We start from the raw sequence: 18,416 nt of genomic DNA, 5'->3' as shown, positions 1-18,416 counted from the left end.
AAGGCCAAAATTGAGGCCAAAGAATACGGGTGGATCCAGGACCGGATTGTTGCTGGGCCAGGAGTGGAACCGTGACGAGCATTGAGCCTAAGTCTCAACTTAGGAGCTCGATGATGGCACTCTCTGATCTGATCGTCCGCCAGGCCAAGACCACTGGCAAACTCTACAACCTCCCCGATCTTGATGGCCTCGGCCTGGTAGTCTCACCAGTCGGTGGAAAGTCGTGGCACTTCCGTTACTACTGGCTAGGCAAGCAAAAACGCATCTCACTGGGCAACTATCCTGAGATCGGTTTGCGTGATGCTCGCATCCTGCGTGACGAAGCTAGAGCCCTGCTGGCCAAGGGCATCAATCCGCACACCGATCGCAAGCAGAAGCGGCACGCCATTCAGCTTGCCGCCGAGCATACCTTCAAGGCGGTCTTCGACGCCTGGGTGGAGCATCGCCGCAAGGAACTCAAGGAGGGTCGTCAAAGCACGCTCTCGCAGATTCTGCGGATCTTTGATCGCGACGTGCTGCCGAGCCTGGGCAAGATGTCGATCTTCGACATCCGGCGACCTCAGCTTCTGGGGGTCCTGGCAAAGATTGAGGAACGCAAGGCTTTCACCACTGCGGAAAAGGTTCGAACCTGGTTCCGGCAGATGTTCCGCTATGCCCTGGTGATCGCCGAAGGAATGGAGGTCAATCCGGCCTCAGATCTTGACGTGGTTGCGGCCCCCAAACCGCCGACGGCCCACAACCCCTATCTGCGCCTGCATGAGCTGCCCGAGATGCTCCTGAGGCTACGCGACTATCGTCGGCGTGGTCTGCAGACGCAGTTGGGCATCCGCCTCCTGTTCCTGACGGGTGTGCGCACCGGAGAGCTGCGCCTAGCGACCCCCGATCAGTTTGACCTAGATCGTGGCCTGTGGATCATCCCGCCTGAGTTCGTCAAACAACTGCAGGACGAGATGCGCAAGGCTGGCAAGCGGCCCCAGGATGTTCCGCCCTATGTCGTTCCGCTGTCCCTGCAGGCCATTGAGGTGGTGCGCTATCTCCTCGGTGAAATGAAGCCGGCTCAGCGCTATCTCCTTGCACATCGCAGTGAGCTCAAGAAACGCATCAGCGAAAACACGCTCAACAGCGCTTTGCGCCGGATGGGCTATGAAGACCAACTGACCGGCCATGGCATCCGTGGCACTCTGTCGACGGCGCTCAATGAGGTTGGATATCCCAAAATCTGGGTGGACGCCCAGTTGTCCCATTCCGATCCGAACAAGGTCAGCTCTGCGTACAACCATGCCAAGTATGTGGAACCACGGCGCCGGATGATGCAGGACTGGGCCGACCGCCTGGACCTTCTGGAGCAGGGGCAGGTGGAGGCTGCGAGCACGCATCTGACGATCCACATCGAAGGTGTGCCGACGATGGCTGACGACGAGAAACTGGCCGAGGCTGCGATCGTAGCGGCAATGGGTGGTGTGCCGTCCGCGGATGGCGTACCCATTGTTGTCAGTGCTGGGAGTCAAGGCGTCGCGTTCCAGCGCCTATCTCCTGTGCCCATCGTGCAGGCCCCGGTGGCGCGGGAGCCTGCGGTGTCGGACATCCAGCGCGAGCGAGAGGAGATGCTGGAGATCTACGAGGCGTCGAGCAGCTTGCCCGTGCCCCTATTCGCCAAGCTGGCGGGCAAGTCCAAGGACCAGATAAACCGCGAACTGAAGGCGGGCAAGCTGCTGTCCATCAGCATTGGCAACCGCGGACAGCGAGTGCCCGACTGGCAGTTGGTGCCGCTCAAGCTCAAGCTTGCGCAGGTGATGCTGAAGCGCGCCTCACACGCCGAATCATGGGCGCTGTATCACCTGTTGACAAAACCTCAGCCTGGGCTGGGCGATCGCGTAGCCATCGACTTAGTGACGCCGACCAACCTGGATAAGGTAGTGCAGGCATTGCTGACCGCAGCACAACCCGCATTGGAGGTTCCTATTGATTCGCCTGAGTTCCCGGATCCGGTTCGCGAAAGCGTGAGGCGTCTCGTGGACAGAGCAGCCGTGCTCGAGGTTGGGTAGGATTGTGCTGAGCGAGGGGCTAGAACGCATCGTTGTCCCTCGCCCAGCAATCTTCAATAGTTAGGCCATATTCTCCGTCTGCTGGACTGCGCGCCCTTCCGAAAGTTGACCAAGCTGGCTCAGTTTTCCGGCGAAGGTTCTTCCGCATCGTTCAGTGCTTCACCTAATTTGGGAAGAATCACCGCACTGAGTTGGGACTTCGCCCATTCGCTTCTTGCGTGGGTCTCGAAGGCCGCAAGGACCCCGAGTGCCGTATGAACCCGCGAGAGCAAGGCGATTGAGCCTGAATGGGCCGCAGTCGCGACCCAGTTGTCCGCCTGATCCTCATCGCCGGAAAGATAGTCTAGGATGCCGAGCGTGATCGGCTCAATGATCCCCGCTTCTGAATCCACGATTGATATACCATTGGGTAAGTCTACCGTGGGTAGCATTCGAAGCGATTGCGGGCCACGATTTCCTCGAAGAGGCATTGGGCACGTCGCAATCTGCAGGAGCAGGTTCGGGTCTTCTCTGCGCGCCCCATGTTCTCCTTCCACCTCGAAAGGCGTGGATGCCACGTGAGACAGAATTAGCCATGGGTGGATGTTTTTGTAGGCGACCTGTTCATCATCACCGAGATCAATCTCGTGATGAACCCCCTCAATGACCACAAAGGCTTTGCCATCGAGCTGGTGCTTGATGTCCACCAAAGTGCCATCAGGCAGCGCCAGTGCATAGTGGCCACCTGCATCCAGTACCTCGCGTTCGGGCGGTATGTCCACCAGGGCAGTGATGAGGCCGACGGGCAGGCCGCTTGGCCGTTTGGCCGCATCGACAAGGGCTTGAGCCGCAACCACTTCACCGAGTGGAAGATTACTTGCCGCGCCGGAGATCCAGGCAGCAGCTTCGTGCAGGTCGTTCTTTGACCGCTGCACGATTTCGTCTGCCAGCGCGTGTGCCATCTCGCTTGCCAGCAACTCTGGCAGTCGAATCAAAATCGTAGCTCCTGCGACGTCGTGCATGTCAGGGCGAACGAATCCATGATCAATCAGCCACTGAAGATCATCGGGTTCAAGCTCCGCCCTTACCGCAGCACGGCGGATTACACCCATCTCCATTTGTTGGAGCGCAATTTCTGGTGGCCGTGTTCTGTCTTGTGCATCCGCAATCATCGAGCGCGCTAAGCCCCTGAACCTCCGCCGCAGTTCGTGGTCGTTTGCGAAACGTGTTCGTACGAGCTGCATCAACCGTGGCCCGAGCAGCGAGGGCAGTGAGAGGGCCTGCGTATCTGGCTTGCCTGTGAGTGCTGCATGACCATATCCGCTGATCGCCCGCAGCACCCATGGTTCTCGATACTCGGGGGTCATATCAGCGCCATGCATCAAGTACAGGCGGCGCTTTCCCAAAAGAGCATGAGCAAGCTTGAACTCCCGGTCACTCAGATATCCGACGCGCACTACCTTGGATCGGCGCCCCAATGGAGAAAGAGAGCGCTGGTTTGGTGCTTTGAGCACGCTCTGCGCCACAGTGTCATCCATCGCGAGCACGACTGACAGCGACGCGCCAAAAGTGCTGGAGGTGAGATCTTCGATCTCGCGCAGGGACGTGGTGTCGGCCACGTGCAACCCGTCAAACGCCAAAACCAACCTCACGCCGTCGTGTTTTGAGACACGGATCAGCCAGTTACGGGCCTCTTGAGGGGACACGGGCCAACTCAGCGATCGCGAGAGGGCATCGGCCAGTGTTTGGAGCGCGCCGCCTCCAACACCCGTCTCAACGTACAGGATAGCGAGCGTATCGCTTTGCTCTGTGCGTGCGCAAAGTTCGCGAAGCACGTTGCTTTTTCCAGTGAGAGGCGAGCCTTCTAGAATCAGCAATCGCTCACCCGTAACCAAGCTCCGCCACAACTGATGTGTTGCAGCACGTGGAGCTAGGAATTCAGCAGCGAACGGAAGAGCTGGTTCGTCCCAGGACGCTGTGAGCTCTGCGATCGTCTCCGAGGACACGAGGCGAACGGCCTGCATCCATACAGTCGGTGTGGTACCCATCAAGGTATCGACGGCATGCCGGACGTCGGCACCTGCGACGCGGCTCGCTTGCGTTATGAGGTCCTGGAACGCATCTTCTGTCGGGGTTGCTGGTTGCCAGGGATTCCCCGTGGAGGTTTCAAGGATCCTGACGGCGGTGCCGTTAGTGATCACCACAAGCGGCGCCGGAGGCTGGACCAATCGTGCATACGACAACCCTTGTGCGCTGTCGTCATCGGTCAGGGTGATGCCGGGTCTCTTAAGCTCCATGATGGCCAGAGGCTTTTCATCCTTCTCCAGAAGGATGTCTAGTCGGGCCTCGGCACGGGATTTCCCGGCATCGACCTCCAGGGTCTGGCGTCCGAATTTGAAAGTGAACTTGATCTGGTGCTTGATGGCGCCGTCTGGCATCCAAGGAAATGCCACTTTGATCGCCGCCCGGACGCGTGCTTCCAGATCGGCTTCCGTCTCTTCAGTTGTCGCTCGTTTGCTTGGCATAGTGCTTCCTTGTGTGCCCAGGTTCATTTTCCATGTTGGCCAGCTTAACCAACTCCAGAGGTTGGCGCCCGTCGCATCGCTCCCTGGCAGCGGTCTAAGTTCGCCGATGTTGGCAAGCCCATGTCATAGTTCTGTCAATTGATGGAGTTGACAAACTGCTTTGGGGCTTCCGTATGGGTTTTATATGCGCTGATTGTGTTGGAGAGACGTATCTACAGCGGCTGGTGCGAGACGCCGCGACATCCGAGAACTCTTGCGAGTACTGCGATGGTGATGCACCTGCAGCAGACCTTTGGGAGGTCGCCCAACTTTGCGGGGAAGTTATCGATACGTTTTTTGAGGAATCTAGCCACACCATGGCGGTGATCCACTTCGGCCGAACGCCGGCCGGGAATGACCTGCAGGCCACGATTTCGGAGCTGACCGGCATTCCTCAGGAGGCCGTCGAGGTGGTCGTCGAACATCTCGGCACGCTATGGTACGACGCTGACTCGGGAGAGTCTCGCTACGGCGATGACGACCCCTGGTTTGTCCTCAGGTCTTCTATGGCGGAGCCGCTCGGGCACGCATGGCGCGAGATGGAAGACAGCCTGCGCTCTGACATACGCTACTTCAATCCCAAGGCGCTAACATTGCTCAGCACGATCTTCGGCGAGCTCATCAATGATCGAGACAAAGAGGGCCAGCCGGTCGTTATCGATGCGGGACCACATACATCATTGAAGACGCTCTACAGGGGGCGAGTATTCCAAACTGACGAAGCACTTGTTGCCGCGCTTCGTTGGCCTGAACGATTTCTGGGGTCACCTGCGGCGGGACTTGGCGCTGCCGGCCGAATGAACGGGCAGGGCCAGCCTGCGTTCTACGGCGCCACGGATCCTGATATTTGCATTGCCGAGGTACGCCCACCAGTGGGCAGCCGGATTGCTATGGCGGCATTCGAGGTGATTCGCCCGCTGCGCTTATTGGATCTTCGGCGACTGGCTAACGTCGAGCTGCCACCCGGTACAAGCCTCTTCGATCCGGCGACACGTGCCGCAGCGCAGCGACGCGACTTTCTGAGGACGTTGGGCGAGCGCCTGTCGGCACCTGTGGTCCCTGAACTGCAAGATCGAGACTATCTCGTGACGCAGGCCGTTGCCGACTATCTTGCTGCCCATCATAAATTGGCTGTCGACGGCATCATCTACCCATCGGCGCAAAGCCGTCGCCCAGATGAGCCGCCGGCAGGAGATAACGTTGTGTTGTTTCGAAAAGCCTGCGATGTAACTCTCTCCGATGCCGAGGACGCGACTGCCCAAATCGCGCTATGGGAGTATGAGGAGGATGGGCCTGGCCGCTGGTTCCGTCCATCGATCAATTTCATGGACCGGAACGCGTCGCGGCATGGGCACCGTGCGGTGCATCCGGCGCTATCGTTGAGACGGGACTCGATTGTCATTCATGAAATATCAGCCGTACGTTACTACAGCAAGCCGCATCCCGTGGAAAGCGTCACTTCACTCAATGACCGACATTATGGATGATTGGGTTTTTGCAAATCGAACTGTATTAACAGTCGCTGAGATCGTCGCCCAGCTCCCTGAGCGCGCGGTCTACAAATCCTGTCAAGCTTTCTGGCGTGTCCTCACGCATCTTTCGAAGTAGGAATGTTGTCAGCATTGGGCTTTGCATGGATATTGGGCGTGTGACGACGTCGGAGCATTTGCAAGCGTCCGATTGAGGGGTGGTAACAAACCCAACACCATATCCGGCAGCTACCAACGTCATGAGCATACTCAAGGAGGTTGCTTGCCCTATAAAATTGGGCTGAACGCTAGATCCGCGCAGTAAGTTTTCGATGCTATGGAAATAGCCTTCACACACCTCCGGGTGGCACCCTACTAATGGGTATCGAAGCAGTTCCTCAAGTGGCACTCTTGCGTAGGCAAGTAATGGATGTCGCCTAGGTATGGCCAGCACGAGCCTTTCTTGCCATAGAGGCAATGAAACGATGTCGTCGCCGGTGCTGCTCATGCGAGAAAACCCAATATCAAAGGTGCCATCGCGAAGTCCTCGCAATTGTTCAGCTAGGGTCACCTCTGATATTCGTACTGAAATCTCAGGTTGCTCCTCTCTTAGATTTGCAAGAAATGCTGCAAGTCTCGGCTGAGTAAGCCCGTCGCAAATCGCAAGGTGATAAGAGTTTGCCTGGCCTGCTGCGGCAGCTTTTGCTTCTTCAATCGCATTTTCCAGTGCTAGGAAGACCCGCCTCGCTTCTCGCTGGAAGGCTTCTCCAGCTGGCGTCAGATACGTCCCGCGCCGGTTGCGTTCAAACAAGCGTGCACCAACGTGCTCCTCAAGCTCCTTGATGGCCCTGGACAACGGGGACTGCTCAATGTGAAGCCTCGCTGCAGCCCTGCAAAAGTGCAGTTCTTCGGCCAATGCCATAAAGCAACGCAAATGTCGTAGTTCCATTCGACTCCATTGAGCCCCTCGGGGCTTGATGAGCATGACCGTGCTTCCCGCGCAGCGGGCGCGCGCAGTCTCCAGAGGCGCTCCGTGTCAGGCCAAAGTGCTTGCGCTGCGCGCTCCGCGACCAGGCATGTGTCAGACGCCGCGCAGTCAGCGCTGCTCCACGAGTGGCAGAGCAACAAGCAGCACTTGGCACATGATTCAAGCTTGTAACTGTACAGGATGTAATGTACAGTCTCAACCTGCATGAACCGCATGCAGTCTCGTGAAGGCTGCTGCGTCGTCTCACTTCGGAATTCAGAACAATGGAAATAGCAACCCTCTCAACATCAAGGCGATGGCTCCTGCTGGTCACCGTTGCGGCGGGCCTCCTGCTGGTCACGGTCGACTATTCAGTGCTCTACACAGCGCTGCCAATACTGAGCCGTGAGCTGCATGCGTCTCCGACGGAGGGCTTGTGGATCATCAACGCTTATCCGTTGGTCATGGCCGGGCTGCTACTGGGGGCCGGAACCCTCGGCGATCGACTTGGTCATCGGAGGATGTTCCTCGGGGGGTTGGTCATTTTCGGCATCGCGTCGATAGCTGCCGCCTTCGCCCCAAGCTCTACCGTCTTGATCGGTGCCCGCGCTGCCTTGGCTGTAGGTGCTGCGGCAATGATGCCGGCAACGCTTGCGCTGATACGTATCACCTTTGTCGACGAGCGAGAGCGCAATATTGCGATATCGATCTGGGGCTGCATCGCCATCGTCGGTGCGGCACTAGGTCCGATCATTGGTGGACTCCTTCTGGCGCGGTTTTGGTGGGGGTCGGTCTTCCTCATCAATGTCCCGGTAGTTGTGGTGGCCATCATCGGGACGTTGATTTTTGCCCCGTCAGGTTCAATCGAAAAAGAAAAGCCCTGGGATCTTGCTTCCTCGTTACTTGCGCTAGTCGCCTTGTCGGCGCTGACCCTCGGGATCAAGCATCTTGCCCAGGCCCATCCTGATTGGCTTGGGGCTGGCGTTGCTTGGTTGGTTGCAGTTGGCGCGGGGTATGTCTTCGTTCGTCGGCAAACTCAATTGCCTCATCCGCTGCTCGACTTCTCAATCTTTCGCAATCCAGCGTTCTCCGCAGGGGTCATCGCTGCGGCCCTGACCATGTTCTCAGTTGGGGGTACCCAGTTGGCGACCACCCAGTACTTCCAGCTGGTCGCAGGCTTTACCCCCTTGCAGGCAGGCTTGCTTGTGTCCGTAGTCGTGGTTGGCACGGTTCCAACGGCTCTGCTTGGCGGAGCATTTCTGCACAAGCTCGGTTTGCGCATGCTGATTTCCAGTGGCCTAGCCATTGCGGCGCTCGGTGCTTTCGCGACATCGGCAGGTCTTCACTACGGAATCGGTTGGCTGATAGCCGGCATGGTCTTGAACGGTGCTGGACTCGGCCTCGTGATGGCCGTGGCGTCCGCAGCTATTGTTGGTAATGCCCCTCCCGAGCGGGCTGGCATGGCCTCATCAGTCGAAGAGGTTTCCTACGAGTTTGGCGGCCTCATCGCTGTCGCGCTGCTCGGCAGCCTATTGGGAATGCTGTATTCCACAGGCGTGGAATTTCCGCCAGGAACACCTGACATTGCTGCTTCGGGCGTTGCGCAGGCTTTTGAGCTCGCCACGCAGGGCGGTCAGACAGATCAAGAGATTATTGAAGCCGCGTCATTGGCATTTGCAAATGCCTACGTCGTAGTGCTGTGGGTTGTTGGGGGAATCCTGGGCATTGGCGCAGTCGTCGCACGCCGCATGCTGCGTGCGTATGGGCCAGGCTCATCTGCGTCCTCAATTCATTAATGGAGTTTCGGTATATGCGCTCAAGCAATCGTACAAAAATCCTCGACGCGGCGATTCGTGTCGTCAGTCGAGAAGGAATAACCGCTCTCGCCTATGAGTCAATCTCCGCCGAAGCCGGGTTGACCCGAGGAGGCATGCTGTATCACTTCCCATCGCGTGAAGCCTTGCTGTTGGGGCTTCACGAATATGTTTCCCAGCAATGGGAAAGCGGCCTGGAAGCCGCGGCCGGAAAAACTGCAGCGGAGGCTACGGCACAGGAGCGCTTCGCAGCATATGTGAAGGTGGCCACCCAAATGAGCGCCACTCGCGTGGAGCTGCAGTTCATGCTGGAGGGCTCTACCAGTCCTGAGCTGGCGGCCCCTTGGACGGATGTCATTACTCGGTGGGCACCGGGATTGGCCGGTGAAGCAACGGATGACGATGCGATGCACTGGATTGTCCGCCTGGCCGCCGATGGTCTTTGGGCATATGAGTCAATTACGAACCAGGCCATCCCTGCGGAATTGCGGGAACGTATCAGCAAGCAACTGTTAAGCATGCTCCCTGGAGCGTCCGTCTCCGACAAAGACGGGAAGGGCTCCGTATGACTTACAAGCCTGGCGATCAAGGCGCTAGTACGCCACGCCTGTGCGCCTCTCGGAGGTCTCCAGGCGCTACGCCTCTCGGCACTGTTGCCGCTGGGGTTTTGATTAGCTTGCTTGCCGGCTGCACCTCTATGGCCCCGCCGGATGCAACTCCGCCGCTGCCTGTTCCCAATGCGTGGCTGGATGTCAGCACGCGACCGGGCAGCGTAGGCCGACAAGCAACTGAGCTTGCTTGGGATCAGTACTTTGCCGACCCACTTCTGCGCCAACTGATTGCGACAGCGCTGGAAAACAATAAGGATCTGCGCTCTGCGGTACTTCGTGTCGAAGAGGCTCGTGCAGCCTTCCGCATCCAGCGCTCCGAGAGTTTTCCGGGGATCGGTGTTGGAGGGAAAGCAGCACGGTCAAGAGTCCCTGCAGACCTCAACCCACCAGGTGTACCCCAGGTGGGCGGGGAGTACCGAGCTGAGGTAGGCCTCAGCAGTTGGGAACTTGATCTCTGGGGGCGAATCCGTAGCCTTAATCGGTCAGCGCTGGAAAGCTGGTTGGCCACGGATGCAGCGCATCAAGCTGTACGGATCGCCTTGATCACGCAAGTCGCAGACGGCTATCTAGGGCTGCGAGAACTGGACGATCGGGTCGCGATCGCCCAGCAAACGGTCGCCAGTCGCGAAGAGTCCTATCGCATTTTCGAGCGCCGATATCAGGTTGGATCGACCTCCAAACTTGCTCTCACCCAAGTTCAGACGCTCCTGAACCAGGCCAAATCTCTGCAGGTACAGCTCGCCAAGCAGCGGGCGAATCAATACCACGCCCTGGCGCAGCTGCTTGGCAGCGGTACTGACCTCGAGTGGCCGGTAAAGCAAATGCCTGAGCCTGCGGACTTCATCGAATTGACGCCTGGGCTACCGTCGGAGTTACTGGTGAACCGCCCCGATGTTCTTTCAGCCGAACATCGCTTGCGTGCGGCGAATGCCAACATCGGTGCAGCACGTGCCGCCTTCTTTCCACGTATTGCCTTGACCGGCACGTGGGGCACTGCAAGCTCACAGCTCAACGACTTGTTCGAGTCAGGTAGTCGAGCGTGGGCGTTCGTCCCCACAGTTTCCCTGCCCATCTTCGACGGTGGGCAAAGGCGGGCCAGTCTCGATTTGTCCGAAGTCCGGCGGGACATGGCGATCACAAGCTATGAGCAGACTGTCCAGACCGCCTTTCGGGAGGTTGCTGATGCGCTATCCGACCAACGATGGCTTGCCGATGAGCTGAGTATCGCGCGCACTTCTTTGGATGTTCAGCAAGAACGTGCGCGCCTTGCACAACTGCTCTACGACAACGGCTCTGCAGCCTACCTGGAAGTGTTGGACGCACAGCGCGACCTGCTTGATACCCAGCAGTCACTCATCCAGGTGCGTCGCTCGTTCCTCTCCAGTCAGGTGGCGTTGTACGCCGCGCTTGGTGGTGGAGCAGATCTTCAATCTCGCTCCATGCCTGTGCACCCCGCACAGGCAGAGACTCCTTCCTCCATTCGGTGAATGACGCACATGACTATGTCTATTTCCTTGAAAAATAAAGTTGTACCGGCAGTGCTGATAACAGGCGCGCTCCTGGCCGGCTGGTGGTACTGGTCGTCACAATCTGGCGATGCCTACGGCGAAGGATTCGTCAGTGGCAACGGGAGAATCGAAGCGATTCAAACGGACATTTCAACCAAGCTCGGAGGGCGCATCGAGCAGGTGTTGGTGCGCGAGGGGCACGTGGTCAAAGCTGGCGACCCGTTGGCGAGGATGCAAGTGGACATCCTGCAAGCACAGCGCGCGGAAGCGGATGCGGGGCGCCAGAGAGCTGAGCATGCGGTCAGCTCAGCAGAAGCCCAAGTGGCACTGAACAAGAGCAACCTGGTTGCCGCGCAAGCCGTGGTTGCGCAGCGAGAAGCTGAACTGGACGCGGCACGTCGCCGCGTCGCGCGGTCGGAGGTCCTGTCGAAAGAAGGTGCCTCGTCGGTTCAAGAGTTGGATGACAACAGAGCGACTGTGCGTGGTGCTCAAGCGGCTGTCGCGGCTAGCGTCGCGCAGGTGTCGGCCGCGCAGGCCGCGGTCAAAGCGAGTGAAGCGGATGTGGTGGGCGCTCGATCCGCCGTCGTTGCAGCCCTCGCCACGGTCAGCCGCATCGATGCCGACATCAACGACAGCGAGTTGCGTGCGCCCAGAGATGGCCGCGTGCAGTTTCGCGTTGCCGAGCCGGGTGAGGTACTAAGCCCTGGCGGGACGGTGTTAAACATCATCGACCTGTCCGATGTTTATATGACCTTCTTTCTTCCGGAGAAGGCAGCAGGACGTATCGCACTTGGCAGCGAAGTTCGCATTGTTCTGGATTCAGCCCCCGACAATCCGATCAAGGCAACGGTCTCCTTTGTTGCCAGCAATGCTCAATTCACACCTAAATCCGTAGAAACCGCCAGCGAACGCCAGAAGCTGATGTTTCGGGTGCGTGCCCAAGTCTCCGAAGACTTCTTGCGTCGCCATGCCAAGGAGGTCAAGGCAGGTGTGCCAGGCGTCGCTTGGGTAAAACTCGATGCCGAGTCTCCTTGGCCCACTCCACTTGCCATTCGCGCGCAGGAGTGATCCATGAACGTTGGGGTGTCTAACAAGGCCGTTGCGCGGGTGGGTGGACTCAGCCTGCGCTATGGCTCCACGGTCGCGCTATCCGCTCTGGATCTTGAAGTACCGTCCGGATGCATGGTCGGCTTGATCGGCCCCGACGGCGTCGGTAAATCCAGCTTGCTGTCTCTACTGGCCGGTGCGCGCGCAATCCAGGATGGACAGGTAGAGGTATTGGGCGGTGACATGCGCAGCAAGGCGCACCGCGATCTCGTATGTCCTCGCATTGCGTACATGCCTCAGGGGTTGGGAAAAAACCTCTATCCGACCTTGTCGGTGGAAGAGAACCTGCAATTTTTTGCCAGGCTCTTCGGCCATTCGGAGTCTGAAAGGCGTAGACGGATTGACGATTTGACGCAGAGCACCGGCCTGAAATCGTTCCTGAACCGCCCTGCGGGCAAGCTTTCCGGCGGAATGAAACAAAAGCTGGGACTGTGTTGCGCACTGATTCACGACCCTGACTTCTTGCTACTCGATGAGCCAACAACAGGCGTCGACCCGCTAGCCCGCGCACAGTTCTGGGATTTGATTGATCGCATTCGCAGTGAGCGCCCTTCCATGAGCGTCATTGTGGCCACCGCTTACATGGATGAGGCCCAGCGCTTCGACTGGCTGGTTGCAATGGACGACGGTGGAGTGCTGGCCACTGGCACGCCCAAAGATATCTTGGAGCGTACAGGTAGTCCAAGCCTCGAAGAGGCATTCATCAGGCTGCTTCCAGAAGAGAAGAAGCGTGGTCACAAACCGGTAGAAATCCCACCGCTTCAAACGGATGCGGATGACATCGCGATCGAGGCCAAGGATCTGACGATGCGGTTTGGTGACTTCACCGCCGTAGACCACGTGTCCTTCCGTATTCGCCGTGGCGAGATATTTGGCTTCCTTGGCTCCAACGGCTGCGGAAAGTCCACGACGATGAAGATGCTGACCGGGTTGCTGGTCGCCACCGAAGGTAATGCATGGCTGTTCGGGCATGAAGTAGATCCCCGGGACATCGATACGCGACGGCGCGTTGGGTACATGTCGCAAGCGTTCTCTCTGTACAGCGAGTTGACTGTTCACCAGAACCTGGTGCTTCACGCTCAGCTATTCCACGTCCCTGCTGGCGAAGTCGCTGGGCGCGTCGAGGAAATGGTTGAGCGGTTTGGCCTCGCTCCTATCCTCGACAGCCTTCCAGACAGTGTGCCCCTTGGCATGCGCCAACGTCTGTCGCTGGCTGTGGCAATGGTGCACAAGCCGGAATTGCTGATTCTGGATGAGCCGACCTCTGGGGTGGATCCGGTCGCACGCGACGGCTTCTGGCATCTGTTGGTCGAACTGTCGCGTCGTGATCACGTGACGATTTTTATCTCTACCCACTTCATGAACGAGGCAGCGCGCTGCGATCGCATGTCGATGATGCACGCAGGAAAGGTGCTCGACAGTGACGCACCAGCCCGGTTGGTGGAGAAGCGCGGCGCCAAGACTCTGGAAGAGGCGTTTATTGGATATCTGGTCGATGCAGGCGGTAGTGCCCCTGGCAACGAATCCGAGGGGGATGACAAGGCTGAAAAGAGCACTGAGAGCAAGCCACACTCGGACGCAGTGAGCCCTAAATCCTTCAGCTTGCAGCGCCTCCTGAGCTACGCCTGGCGTGAGGTGCTGGAGTTGCGAAGAGATCCCATACGGGCGACGACGGCGTTGGTGGGCTCTTTGCTGCTCATGGTCATGATGGGCTTTGGCGTCAACATGGACGTCAACCAAATGCGCTTTGCTGTTCTGGATGGCGACCAAAGTGCCGCCAGCCGGAGTTTCATACAGAGCTTGTCGGGCTCTCGCTACTTCCTGGAGCAGCCGCCAATCAGTTCTCAAGGCGAACTGGATCGACGGATGCGGCGCGGCGAACTGACAGTCGCCATTGAGATTCCTCCCGGTTTTGGTCGAGACCTGACCCGTGGGCGCAAGGTGGAAATCGCTGCCTGGATTGACGGTGCAATGCCATCACGCGCTGAGACAGTAAAGGGCTATGTGAACGGCGTGTATGCGCATTGGCTGGTCGAGCAAACGGGTCTGCGTTCGAACTCCGTGGCTCCTGGCCAGGCCTCGATACAGGCACGCTACCGCTACAACCCAGATGTTGAAAGCATCAAGGCCATGGTGCCTGCCATCGTCGCTCTGCTGTTGCTGATGCTGCCGGCCATGCTGACTGCCCTGGCGGTGGTGCGTGAGAAAGAGTTGGGTTCCATCATCAATCTCTACGTCACACCGGTCACCCGCACAGAGTTTCTCATCGGTAAGCAGCTTCCGTATGTAGGCCTGGGCATGGTGAATTTTCTGTGCATGTGCTTGTTGTCGGTCACCCTCTTTCAAGTTCCGATCAAGGGCAGCTTCATCACTCTCACGTTATCGGCCCTGCTGTTCTGCATCGTTTCAACGGGCATGGGTTTGTTGGCATCCGCCATCACGCGCAGTCAGATCGCCGCGCTCTTCATTGCTGTGATCGGCACGCTCATTCCGGCGATGCAGTACACCGGCCTCATCAACCCGGTGAGTTCTCTAGAAGGAAGCTCTCAAACTTTTGGGGAGATGTATCCAGCAACGCACATGGTGCTGATCAGTCGCGGGGTTTTTAGCAAAGCGCTGGGCATGAATGATTTGTACCTGACGGTGATCGCGATGGGCATTTCCATCCCACTAATCCTTGGCACCGCAATTTTCTTTTTGAAGAAGCAGGAGAGATGAGATGCGCAGCCTCATGAATATCCTCCGGCTTGGGCGTAAGGAGTTTTGGAGTCTGATACGAGACCCCATCATGCTCCTGCTGACAGCGTACATATTCACGCTCGATATCTATAGCGCAGCAACGCTTGTACCGGAGCCACTCCATAACGCATCCATCGCCATTGTCGATGAAGATCAATCGTTGCTCTCCGAGCGGATCTCCTCGGCGTTTTATGCACCGCAGTTCACACAGCCACAGCGGATTTCCGTGGCGGAAATGGATGCCGGCATGGACCGCGGGAAGTTCACCTTTGTTCTGAATATTCCTCCCAGTTTTCAGCGCGATGTCCTTGCTGGAAGAGTTCCGGAGATCCAGCTCAATATCGACGCTACCCAGATGAGTCAGGCCTTCATTGGGCATCAGTACGTTGAGCAGATTGTCTACGCGGAAATTGAAGAGTTCGTAAAGCGCTTTCGCAATGCGCCCGAGCAGCCGGTCGAGTTGGTTGTGCGAGCACGCTTCAACACAATGCTGGAGGCATCTTGGTTTGGCAGCGTTGCGGAACTGATCAACATGGTTGCGATGCTCGCCATCATTCTGACCGGCGCCGCACTGATCCGTGAGCGCGAACATGGAACGATCGAGCACCTGCTGGTGATGCCTGTCACGGCCGGCGAGATCATGATTTCGAAGATCTGGTCCATGGGATCAGTGGTCTTGGTCTGCACAGGGCTGTCGCTCATCCTCGTGATACATGGAGCACTGCAAGTCCCTGTCCAAGGGTCATTGCTTCTGTTTTTTACCGGCGCAGCCTTGTGCATATTTGCCATGACTGCCTTGGGCATCTACATGGCAACCCTTGCGCGAAGCATGCCTCAGTTCGGGCTGCTTCTGATGCTCACGCTTTTCCCGCTACAGATGCTGTCTGGCGGCATGACGCCTCGTGAGTCAATGCCTGAGCTCTTGCAGAACCTCATGCTGCTCGCGCCGACAACTCATTTCTTTGAATTAGGCCAATCCATCCTCTTCCGCGGTGCCGGATTGGAGGTTGTCTGGACGAATTTTCTGGCGTTGCTCGTGATAGGGACAGCTCTGTTCGTAATGTCACTGCGACGCTTTCGGAAGACGATCAGCCAAATGGGCTGAGAGCCGCCCGCACGGGCATAACCTAGGAAAACCACAGAGGAAATGACCATGAGTATCGAAGCCCTTCCCTTGAATCTGTACAAGGCCAACACCGAACTTCAACTGCGGCTGACCCGGTTGGTGCAGGAAAGTGGTCATCGCTGGCTTGAAGCCACTCAGCAGGCCAGTAGCGAGAACATCTCTGAAACGACTGCTGAGATCGAAGGCCTGTTGCGGTCGGCCAATTGGCAATCGTTGACTACTCTGCCAGCCGAAAGCTTCTGGAGGCTCTTCCAGTCGCGCATCACAGATGCACAGACGATCAATCAGATCGCAGTCAAGAATCAAGCAGCCTTCACCGTTGGTGTGCAGCAAGCGCTGGAAAGCTGGCAAAAGTCTGTGACGGAGGTGGTGGGAGCCACCACTGCTGCACAGCCTCTCCAGGACATTTTCAAGCAATGGGGCGCCATTTGGCAGCCCGCCGCTGCAAACACCAGAACCAAGGCTGAGAAGGCGGGTTGAGCCATGAGCGCGGAAAAACGTACCGCCCTTGTAACGGGGGGCATGGGAGGTCTTGGCGAGGAGATTGCGCGTTCACTGCATGACGCCGGGCACACCGTGTTAGTGACTTACTCGCCGCAGAACAGCCATGCCCAGGCTTGGCTCGCACAGCAGTCGGCCCAAGGTTATGCATTCACTGCCTACGAGGCGGACATCAGCAACGATGTGGCGTGCCAAGCCATGGCCGACAAGATCCACGCTGATGGCCATAAGGTCGACATCCTCATCAACAACGCCGGCATCACTCGCGACGGGACGCTTCGCAAGATGACCAAGGAAAGTTGGGACGCGGTTCTGCGAACCAACCTCGACTCGGTCTTCAATGTCACTCGTCCACTGGTTGACAAGATGTTGGACCGTGGCTGGGGCCGTATCGTCAACGTGTCCTCCATCAATGGCAACAAGGGGCAGTTCGGTCAAACGAACTACTCGGCTGCTAAGGCAGGCATACATGGATTCACTAAGGCCTTGGCCCAAGAGGTGGCGCGCAAGGGAGTAACCGTCAACACGGTCTCACCCGGCTACTTGGAAACCAAGATGGTCACGGCGGTGGCTGAGGATGTTCTGAAGCAGATCGTCGCGGCAATCCCCATTGGACGCCTGGGCAAGCCCAAGGAAATTGCGGCGTTGGTCGCATTCATCGTGAGCGATGCCGCTGCTTTCATGACCGGCAGCAACGTATCGATGAACGGTGGACAGCACATGTATTGACTGATGGCTTCACTGCCAGGGGGCGCTGGGCCCCCTGGCAGGGCCCTTACCAATTTGAACAAGGCTCGGAACATGATGGATATCGCAATCCTGGCAGCTACGCGTACTGCCATTGGCAGTTTTCAAGGCAGTCTCTCTGAGATTCCTGCTCCACGACTTGGAGCCCTTTTGATTCAGGCCATCCTGCAACGCACCGGTGTGGCTGCCCAAGAGATCGACGAAGTCATTCTCGGGCAGGTGATCACAGCCGGCAGCGGCCAGAACCCGGCTCGCCAAGCTGCGCTTGCTGCAGGGCTGCCGCATCAGGTATCAGCACTGACTATCAACAAGGTATGCGGTTCGGGCCTGAAGGCGGTTCAGCTGGCGGCGCAAGCCATCCAGGCGGGCGATGCCCAGTTGGTACTGGCGGGCGGCCAGGAAAACATGAGTCTCGCACCCTATGTGTTGCCCAAAGCGCGAACAGGCCTGCGGCTTGGACATGCGCCATTGCAAGACAGCCTGATTCAAGACGGCCTGTGGGATGCATTCAACAACTACCACATGGGCATTACTGCAGAGAATCTCGCGGAGCAGTTCAGCCTAACGCGTGCTCAACAGGATAGCTTCGCCGCCGCCTCGCAAGAAAAAGCTGCCGCAGCCATCGCGGCCGGTCGCTTCAAGGATGAAATCACACCTGTGAGTCTCCCCCAGCGCAAGGGCGATCCGATTGAGTTCAACACCGATGAGCAACCGCGCGCAGGTACGACGGCGGAGGCTCTTGCCAAGCTGAAACCCGCTTTCATGAAGGACGGTACGGTTACCGCCGGAAATGCCTCCACGATCAACGACGGTGCAGCAATGCTGCTGCTGGCCAGCGCCGACAAAGCACAAGCGTTGGGGCTGCCAGTGCTGGCTTGGATCAAGGCATGGGGAACCGCTGGTGTCGATCCCGCCATCATGGGGATCGGACCTGTCCCGGCAACTCGGCGTGCGTTGGAAAAGGCAGGCTGGGCGCTTCAGGAGCTGGACTTGATCGAGGCCAACGAGGCATTTGCCGCCCAGGCGCTTGCCGTGTCCCATGACCTGGAACTTGATGCATCGAAAGTCAACGTCAATGGCGGCGCGATCGCATTGGGACACCCGATCGGAGCATCAGGCGCTCGCATCCTCGTAAGCCTGGTGCATGAGTTGATCCGTCGCGATGCCCACAAAGGATTGGCAACGCTGTGCATTGGCGGGGGCCAAGGTATCGCTTTGGCAATCGAACGGCGCTAAGCG

General features: G+C 58.1%; 13 protein-coding genes. 11 read left to right on the top strand and 2 right to left on the bottom strand.

What is annotated here, in order from left to right; all coding sequences use genetic code 11:
• The first annotated feature begins 113 nt into the window (after positions 1 to 113).
• Entirely contained in the window at positions 114 to 2,045 is a 1,932-nt protein-coding gene (locus LWH48_RS02480; RefSeq protein ID WP_023098570.1) for a tyrosine-type recombinase/integrase, read from the top strand.
• 119 nt (positions 2,046 to 2,164) lie between these two features.
• On the opposite strand, the gene LWH48_RS02475 is transcribed toward LWH48_RS02480, so the two are convergent.
• Positions 2,165 to 4,549, bottom strand: a complete 2,385-nt coding sequence (locus tag LWH48_RS02475; RefSeq protein WP_023098571.1) for a type I restriction endonuclease — start codon at positions 4,547 to 4,549, stop codon at positions 2,165 to 2,167.
• Positions 4,550 to 4,905: 356 nt separating this feature from the next.
• On the opposite strand from LWH48_RS02475, the gene LWH48_RS02470 reads away from it, so the two are divergent.
• The gene (locus LWH48_RS02470; protein WP_074198449.1) at positions 4,906 to 6,075 is read left to right on the top strand and encodes an RES family NAD+ phosphorylase; all 1,170 of its coding nucleotides are present in this window, start codon (positions 4,906 to 4,908) and stop codon (positions 6,073 to 6,075) included.
• Positions 6,076 to 6,100: 25 nt separating this feature from the next.
• Here the strand turns inward: LWH48_RS02470 and LWH48_RS02465 are convergent, their stop codons facing one another.
• On the bottom strand, positions 6,101 to 7,006 hold the full coding sequence (locus tag LWH48_RS02465; RefSeq protein ID WP_074198448.1) for a LysR family transcriptional regulator: 906 nt from the start codon (positions 7,004 to 7,006) through the stop codon (positions 6,101 to 6,103).
• A gap of 302 nt (positions 7,007 to 7,308) precedes the next feature.
• On the opposite strand from LWH48_RS02465, the gene LWH48_RS02460 reads away from it, so the two are divergent.
• The 9 genes from LWH48_RS02460 (at position 7,309) to LWH48_RS02420 (ending at position 18,413) form a co-directional block, all read left to right on the top strand.
• A complete protein-coding gene (locus LWH48_RS02460; RefSeq protein ID WP_023098574.1) occupies positions 7,309 to 8,820 on the top strand; it encodes an MFS transporter in 1,512 nt (503 codons plus the stop codon).
• A gap of 14 nt (positions 8,821 to 8,834) precedes the next feature.
• Entirely contained in the window at positions 8,835 to 9,407 is a 573-nt protein-coding gene (locus tag LWH48_RS02455) for a TetR/AcrR family transcriptional regulator (RefSeq protein ID WP_023098575.1), read from the top strand.
• Positions 9,404 to 10,936, top strand: a complete 1,533-nt coding sequence (locus LWH48_RS02450) for an efflux transporter outer membrane subunit (RefSeq protein WP_023098576.1) — start codon at positions 9,404 to 9,406, stop codon at positions 10,934 to 10,936. Before LWH48_RS02455 ends, LWH48_RS02450 begins: the two co-directional genes overlap by 4 nt.
• 9 nt (positions 10,937 to 10,945) lie before the next feature.
• Positions 10,946 to 12,025, top strand: a complete 1,080-nt coding sequence (locus LWH48_RS02445) for an HlyD family secretion protein (RefSeq protein WP_023098577.1) — start codon at positions 10,946 to 10,948, stop codon at positions 12,023 to 12,025.
• A gap of 3 nt (positions 12,026 to 12,028) precedes the next feature.
• Entirely contained in the window at positions 12,029 to 14,782 is a 2,754-nt protein-coding gene (gene rbbA, locus LWH48_RS02440; protein WP_023098578.1) for a ribosome-associated ATPase/putative transporter RbbA, read from the top strand.
• Position 14,783: 1 nt separating this feature from the next.
• On the top strand, positions 14,784 to 15,908 hold the full coding sequence (locus LWH48_RS02435) for an ABC transporter permease (RefSeq protein WP_023098579.1): 1,125 nt from the start codon (positions 14,784 to 14,786) through the stop codon (positions 15,906 to 15,908).
• Between the two features lie 48 nt (positions 15,909 to 15,956).
• The gene (locus LWH48_RS02430) at positions 15,957 to 16,409 is read left to right on the top strand and encodes a phasin family protein (protein ID WP_023098580.1); all 453 of its coding nucleotides are present in this window, start codon (positions 15,957 to 15,959) and stop codon (positions 16,407 to 16,409) included.
• A 3-nt stretch (positions 16,410 to 16,412) separates the two neighbouring features.
• Positions 16,413 to 17,159, top strand: coding sequence for an acetoacetyl-CoA reductase (gene phbB / locus LWH48_RS02425; RefSeq protein WP_023098581.1), 747 nt, complete (start codon positions 16,413 to 16,415; stop codon positions 17,157 to 17,159).
• Between the two features lie 72 nt (positions 17,160 to 17,231).
• On the top strand, positions 17,232 to 18,413 hold the full coding sequence (locus LWH48_RS02420) for an acetyl-CoA C-acetyltransferase (RefSeq protein WP_031629828.1): 1,182 nt from the start codon (positions 17,232 to 17,234) through the stop codon (positions 18,411 to 18,413).
• Positions 18,414 to 18,416: the final 3 nt, after the last annotated feature.

The organism is Halomonas sp. G15, assembly GCF_021282295.1.
GTDB lineage: Bacteria > Pseudomonadota > Gammaproteobacteria > Pseudomonadales > Halomonadaceae > Halomonas > Halomonas alimentaria.
This window is presented reverse-complemented; position numbering and strand designations above follow the sequence as displayed.

What these genes read in the sequence shown, in the direction of transcription:
- LWH48_RS02435 (WP_023098579.1), top strand. Translation starts at nt 14,784, where the DNA reads ATGCGCAGCCTCATGAATATCCTCCGGCTTGGGCGTAAGGAGTTTTGG.
- LWH48_RS02480 (WP_023098570.1), top strand. Translation starts at nt 114, where the DNA reads ATGGCACTCTCTGATCTGATCGTCCGCCAGGCCAAGACCACTGGCAAA.
- LWH48_RS02475 (WP_023098571.1), bottom strand. Translation starts at nt 4,549, where the DNA reads ATGCCAAGCAAACGAGCGACAACTGAAGAGACGGAAGCCGATCTGGAA.
- LWH48_RS02460 (WP_023098574.1), top strand. Translation starts at nt 7,309, where the DNA reads ATGGAAATAGCAACCCTCTCAACATCAAGGCGATGGCTCCTGCTGGTC.
- LWH48_RS02450 (WP_023098576.1), top strand. Translation starts at nt 9,404, where the DNA reads ATGACTTACAAGCCTGGCGATCAAGGCGCTAGTACGCCACGCCTGTGC.
- LWH48_RS02420 (WP_031629828.1), top strand. Translation starts at nt 17,232, where the DNA reads ATGATGGATATCGCAATCCTGGCAGCTACGCGTACTGCCATTGGCAGT.
- LWH48_RS02470 (WP_074198449.1), top strand. Translation starts at nt 4,906, where the DNA reads ATGGCGGTGATCCACTTCGGCCGAACGCCGGCCGGGAATGACCTGCAG.
- LWH48_RS02430 (WP_023098580.1), top strand. Translation starts at nt 15,957, where the DNA reads ATGAGTATCGAAGCCCTTCCCTTGAATCTGTACAAGGCCAACACCGAA.
- phbB (WP_023098581.1), top strand. Translation starts at nt 16,413, where the DNA reads ATGAGCGCGGAAAAACGTACCGCCCTTGTAACGGGGGGCATGGGAGGT.
- LWH48_RS02455 (WP_023098575.1), top strand. Translation starts at nt 8,835, where the DNA reads ATGCGCTCAAGCAATCGTACAAAAATCCTCGACGCGGCGATTCGTGTC.
- LWH48_RS02445 (WP_023098577.1), top strand. Translation starts at nt 10,946, where the DNA reads ATGACTATGTCTATTTCCTTGAAAAATAAAGTTGTACCGGCAGTGCTG.
- rbbA (WP_023098578.1), top strand. Translation starts at nt 12,029, where the DNA reads ATGAACGTTGGGGTGTCTAACAAGGCCGTTGCGCGGGTGGGTGGACTC.
- LWH48_RS02465 (WP_074198448.1), bottom strand. Translation starts at nt 7,006, where the DNA reads ATGGAACTACGACATTTGCGTTGCTTTATGGCATTGGCCGAAGAACTG.